Source organism: Deltaproteobacteria bacterium (genome assembly GCA_018668695.1).
Classification (GTDB): domain Bacteria; phylum Myxococcota; class XYA12-FULL-58-9; order XYA12-FULL-58-9; family JABJBS01; genus JABJBS01.
The window spans coordinates 1-5,025 of sequence record JABJBS010000261.1; the positions used below are offsets into that span (position 1 = coordinate 1).

Below are 5,025 nucleotides of genomic sequence, written 5' to 3' on the forward strand. Positions count from 1 at the left end.
CGCAGCGTCGGTCGTTCGCACACCGTCAATCAATACGGCAACCGTCAAGCGCTTAAGGCGTCCTAACTGTGCAACTTCACGCTTAGTTGTTTTGTTGAGTTCGTAATTGGTGGTCTTGGCTGTTCGACGGTCACCGCCCTCGCCCTGAAACTGAGCTGCCTGCGCCGGTCCGCCTACAACGTTTGCACGTGCGCCTGGTATTCCCTGAGCCTCGTCATTATTGCCACCACTGATTTCCTCACTGGTTTGCTCGCTTCTTGGAGCCGGGTTCTCACCGTCGTATGTCTCTTGGAATAATTCGCTTTGAGTGTAATCGAGCTCTGCTGCTACTTGCACCGAAGCTTTACCTGGGCCCACCACGCGTTCGATGATTTTGGTAATGCGGCCTTCAAGGTTTTGCTCCATCTTGCGCTGAGCTTCAAGCCACTCACCGAAGTTCATACCCTCGCCAGCCTTTGCCAGGGTTCGGCCGGTTGAATCAACAATTGTAACGTTGTCCGATGACAAACCTTCAACACTCGAAGAAACCAAATGCACAATTGATTGTACTTGGGACTCACTCATCGCTCGGCCACGAGCCAAGTGTAGAGTTACAGATGCAGATGCTGATTCTTCTTTGTCCTTAAAAAGACTCTTTTTCGGCAACACCACATGAACTCGAGCATCCTTAACAGTGTCCATACTACGAATGGTACGCTGTAGCTCACCCTGCAAGCCACGCCGATAGTTGAGCTGCTCTGCGAAACGACTCAAACCAAACTCAGGCTTGTTAAAGATTTCAAAACCAACGCCGCCGCCCTTTGGCAAACCCTGCGCCGCCAGCTTCATTCGCAATTCGAAAACCTGGTCCTTAGGGACCATAACCGTCGTACCCGACTGCGTAATCGTGTATGGCACACGCATGGTTCCAAGCTGCTCGGTAATTTCGTTTGCATCTTCAATGGTCAGATTCGACATCAAAGGAGTCATATTCGCAGGCTCAGTACCAACCAGAAGAGACACCACGGCGATAATAGCTGTTAACGAACCGCCAGCAACCCATGCTTTCTTCCCCAAAGTCCAGCTACTCCAAAGAGTCTGCAGCTGCCCAAGTGATTCCCCCAACGTGGCCATGGATTATGCTCCCATCCGCATGATTTCTCTGTACGCTTCGATTAGTTTGTTTCGAACTGCGACCATGTACTTCAGTGAAATATCCGCTTTTTCAACGGTAATCATTGTTTCATGAATTCGGCCATCCATCCCCTTGGAGAACGATTCCATTGCTCGATGTGCATCCACTTGTGGGGCGGCGATCTGCTGACCGGCCTTCACAAGCGTCTCACTAAACTTATCCAGTTTACGGTCACGCTCAACGCCGAGAGTATTTCCCCCGCCGCCGACACCGCCAATAATTCGAGCTGTTTCACTGATGTTACCGATAGCCATGATTATCGTCCGATGCCAATTGCTTTATTTGCCATGCCCTTAACCGAACGCATCGCGGTAACACCCGCCTCATATGCTCTAGAAGCCATGACCATGTTGACCATTTCTTCGACCATATTAACGTTTGGAAATTCAACATAACCATCTTCACCAGCATCTGGATGCTGTGGATCAAACACCTTTCGTGGCGCTGCCTGGTCCTTCACAATCTCTGTAACCTCAACGCCGCGCATTGCATTGTCGAGGTTGTCTGAGAAAGCGTTCTTCTCACCAAGGCTCGTGGCCTTGTAGATTGGGTCGCGACGGCGGTAAGGACCACCTTCTTCGGTTCTGGTGGTGTTTGCGTTTGCCAAGTTTGATGAAGTGGTATTGAGCCGCACACGCTGTGAGGTCAAACCCGAAGAAATCACTTCCATTGCAGAGAAAAAATCCATTATCGAGCTCCTGCCGTTGCGGCGTACTTAAGTAATCCGAGTTGCTTACGTGTCAATTCAATGCCTTGCTCGTAGCGAATGGTGTTACCAGCAAGCTGCGCCATTGCCTTCTCGAGCCGCACTGCGTTGCCGTCAAGGTTTTGAGGTTCTCTTGAAGTGAGTACTTCGTAGCTGCCATTGGAAGAACCCTGCATGTGGTTTTCCATGGTCGCCATCAAACGGCTCGCATTGTTCATGGAGTCCTTGAATACCAATTCCTTAGGACGGTAATTCGGCGTATCCGCGTTGGTGACGTTTGAGGCTAAAACGCCTTGTCGGTCGAGGTGATAATCGAGACTCGATTCCACACTTTTCATTGAACTAAAAATACTCATCCCAATCTCCTTCACACTTACTGACGTGCGTCAGCACGTATCGCTCTTTCCAAGCCCTTAATTCTTGCGTCTAGGCTCATTACATTTCGGCCTACTTCAAGATCCTTAAGGGTCATTCGTGCTACCTCTTCAGGTGCATCCACATTGTCCGGAATGTAGCGGCCGAATCGGCGCTGATACTTTACCAATGTTGCGTAAACATAATCCGGGTCACCGGTCTGACGATAAGCGCGCGCCAAGAATATCATCGACTGCGCTGGGCCTAATCGTCTGTTCCACTGACCACCTTGTGCTTTGCGTGGGGTCTTTGCGGAGAGTGCCTTGGCCTCGACTATCGCCTGGTCAACCAAATCCAATTCGAGATAAGACTTCGCACATAAGAGCCTAAGGTTGTTACTCTCTAGGTGCTTGGTGATGCGTTCTTTGTGGCGGTAACACATTCGTGCCACATCGATAGGCTCGCTAGGCAAGCGAATTGCCCGTGAAACCAAAACGGATTCGCCTCGGGCCAACTGGCGGCGTAGTTGACGCTGCTTCACTGCAACATTGTCGAGAAGCTGAAGGGTCAAATCGACCTCATCTGCAGTCGCCACTTGGTTCATCGCCCAGATGGCTTCTTCTCGGATGAATTTACCGATGCTTCCGCGAACACGATCCGCACGCTCTAGCATGACATCCCAATCGGGCTTGTCGTCTTCACGCCAGCCACAGCCCAAAACCTGACGACGCAGCTGAGCCAACATGCCTGAGATTTGAACACGGTAGGCTTGAACCACTGTTCCGTAACGCCGACATGCTCCGCGGGTATCACCGCTCAATAACGCGATGTCGCTTAATCGAAGCTGTGACCATGACCGCAGAGCGTATTCTTCAGACAAGTCCTTGAACGATGCCAATGCGTCTTCGATTTGGCCCCGACGCAAGAGGCTTTCGGCTGAGCTAAAACGCTTAGCGACAAACGAAGAAGGAACTGGAACAAAGAGACGACTCTTAATTCGCTTAATCATATTCTCTTCGCGGGTCTGATAATCGAGCTTAAAGCGTAACCGGCCACGCTTATAAGATGCTGAATGCTTCAAGATAGGGTCGCCAAGAACAATCTTAAGCTCTTGGGCACCGCCGTGAATCGGAGTGACCTTAAAGCGCATCCCCGGAATCATCTCTTCCCGAATCGCCTCTTCGAGCCCATCAACAGCAGGCTTTACCAAAGCCAGCATGGTATAGCCGTCATTCAGCTTCCAAGCCGTTACCTTGGTTCGCTTCGTCGACACCTGAATGTCCAACACCTTGGCGTGCACTGCACTGCTCAGGCTGACAAGTGTCAAAAAGGCGATTATGGCAAAACGTAACATCATCATGTATTCATCAAGCAGGATGCGTGCCAGAGCCCTTCCCCACTCGCCCGATTATCGAAAAATAGATATTAAACAGACACATACGGCCATTATCGAAAATGTTTAGAGATTTTTATTTGGCAGGATATCGACCGAAATACGACGGTTCTTTGACCGTACGACGGGATCTCCACGGGCCTTATGGCTTAATGATAGCAAGAAGAGGAGAAGAAAACTGCTGCGAAAACTCTAAAACTTATCAAGTTTTAGACGCTTGAGTCGCTCAATCAGCGTGGTGCGCTTAAGACCTAAAAGCTCGGCGGCCTTTGCCTTATTGCCGTTGCAGCGCTTCAAAGCACCTAAGGTTAAACGAGATTCAAGCTCGTCCAATGTGTCACGGATATTGATACCCTCTTCGGGAAGCTCCATATCCATGACATCGGCTGAGGCGACGGCTGACCTCTCGACCATATTACCCGGTAAATCAGCCCGATTAATGGGGCCTTCGTCGGCCTTTAGGATGACAATCCGCTCAATGAGGTTCTCTAATTCACGAACATTACCGGGCCATCCATACTTGGAAAGAATGCGTGAAACTTCCTCATCGGCACCCGGAGTACGGCGGCCATGGCGTTTGCAAGCACGTTTAACAAAGAAATCTGCTAATAAAATCACGTCTTTAGGTCGCTCGTTCAACGAAGGTATCTGCACTGGGATGACGTTTAGCCGGTAATAAAGGGCTTCACGGAAGTGACCTTCACCCGCGCGAGCTAATAAATCTCGGTTGGTTGCCGAAACGATTCGTACATCGGCCTTTCGAGGCTTGGTTTCGCCAACCGGAGTAAATTCGCGCTCTTGGATGACTCGCAGGAACTTACTTTGCAGCCCCATATCCATTTCGCCGATTTCATCGAGAAAAAGCGTTCCGCCGTCGGCGACCTGAAATTTACCTTGCCGCGACTCTGTAGCTCCGGTGAAAGCGCCTTTCGAGTGACCAAAAATTTCGCTTTCCATGAGTTCACCCGGAATAGCGGCACAGTTAACAGCCACAAACGGTTTATCCCTGCGATTACTGGCTGAATGAACTGCGCGAGCGACCAATTCTTTGCCGCTTCCGCTTGCTCCCGTAACGAGAACATTACATTCGGTGTCTGCGATTCGCTCGATAATCCCAAAGATCTCCAACATTTTGGGATCTTCACCAATAAAACCAGGCGCATACTTGTCACGCCAAGCCAGCCGCCGCTCAGTATCAAGGGCTGGATTGCTCCGAATTCCAGAGCTACGCTCAATGGCCGCAGTTAACTTCTCAAAATCGATGGGTTTGGTTATGAAATCTGAAGCGCCTGCTCTCATTGCCTCAACCGCGATGGGTACCGAGCCTTCGCCGGTGACGACAATCACTGAGCGTGCGAGATTGTCTTTTAAAGCCTCTCGCATAACCTCGAAGCCATC

At 50.5% G+C, this 5,025-nt stretch carries 6 protein-coding genes; all 6 read right to left on the minus strand.

The features are described 5' to 3' along the window. Nucleotides 1-1,113, minus strand: a 1,113-nt coding sequence (gene fliF, locus HOK28_13780) for a flagellar M-ring protein FliF (GenBank protein ID MBT6434163.1), incomplete at its 3' end; no start/stop codon positions are given. A 3-nt stretch (nt 1,114-1,116) separates the two neighbouring features. After that, a complete protein-coding gene (gene fliE / locus HOK28_13785; protein MBT6434164.1) occupies nt 1,117-1,428 on the minus strand; it encodes a flagellar hook-basal body complex protein FliE in 312 nt (103 codons plus the stop codon). A 2-nt stretch (nt 1,429-1,430) separates the two neighbouring features. Then, on the minus strand, nt 1,431-1,862 hold the full coding sequence (gene flgC, locus HOK28_13790; GenBank protein ID MBT6434165.1) for a flagellar basal body rod protein FlgC: 432 nt from the start codon (nt 1,860-1,862) through the stop codon (nt 1,431-1,433). Next, complete coding sequence (flgB, locus tag HOK28_13795; protein MBT6434166.1) at nt 1,862-2,236, minus strand: flagellar basal body rod protein FlgB; 375 nt, start codon at nt 2,234-2,236, stop codon at nt 1,862-1,864. The genes flgC and flgB overlap by 1 nt, the downstream gene beginning before the upstream one ends. A 17-nt stretch (nt 2,237-2,253) precedes the next feature. Then, complete coding sequence (locus tag HOK28_13800; protein MBT6434167.1) at nt 2,254-3,594, minus strand: hypothetical protein; 1,341 nt, start codon at nt 3,592-3,594, stop codon at nt 2,254-2,256. Between the two features lie 225 nt (nt 3,595-3,819). Next, a partial coding sequence (locus HOK28_13805; GenBank protein ID MBT6434168.1) for a sigma-54-dependent Fis family transcriptional regulator occupies nt 3,820-5,025 on the minus strand: 1,206 nt, incomplete at its 5' end.

Coding starts and splice junctions, on each gene's coding strand:
- HOK28_13800 (MBT6434167.1), bottom strand. CDS start 3,594: ATGATGATGTTACGTTTTGCCATAATCGCCTTTTTGACACTTGTCAGC.
- flgB (MBT6434166.1), bottom strand. CDS start 2,236: ATGAGTATTTTTAGTTCAATGAAAAGTGTGGAATCGAGTCTCGATTAT.
- fliE (MBT6434164.1), bottom strand. CDS start 1,428: ATGGCTATCGGTAACATCAGTGAAACAGCTCGAATTATTGGCGGTGTC.
- flgC (MBT6434165.1), bottom strand. CDS start 1,862: ATGGATTTTTTCTCTGCAATGGAAGTGATTTCTTCGGGTTTGACCTCA.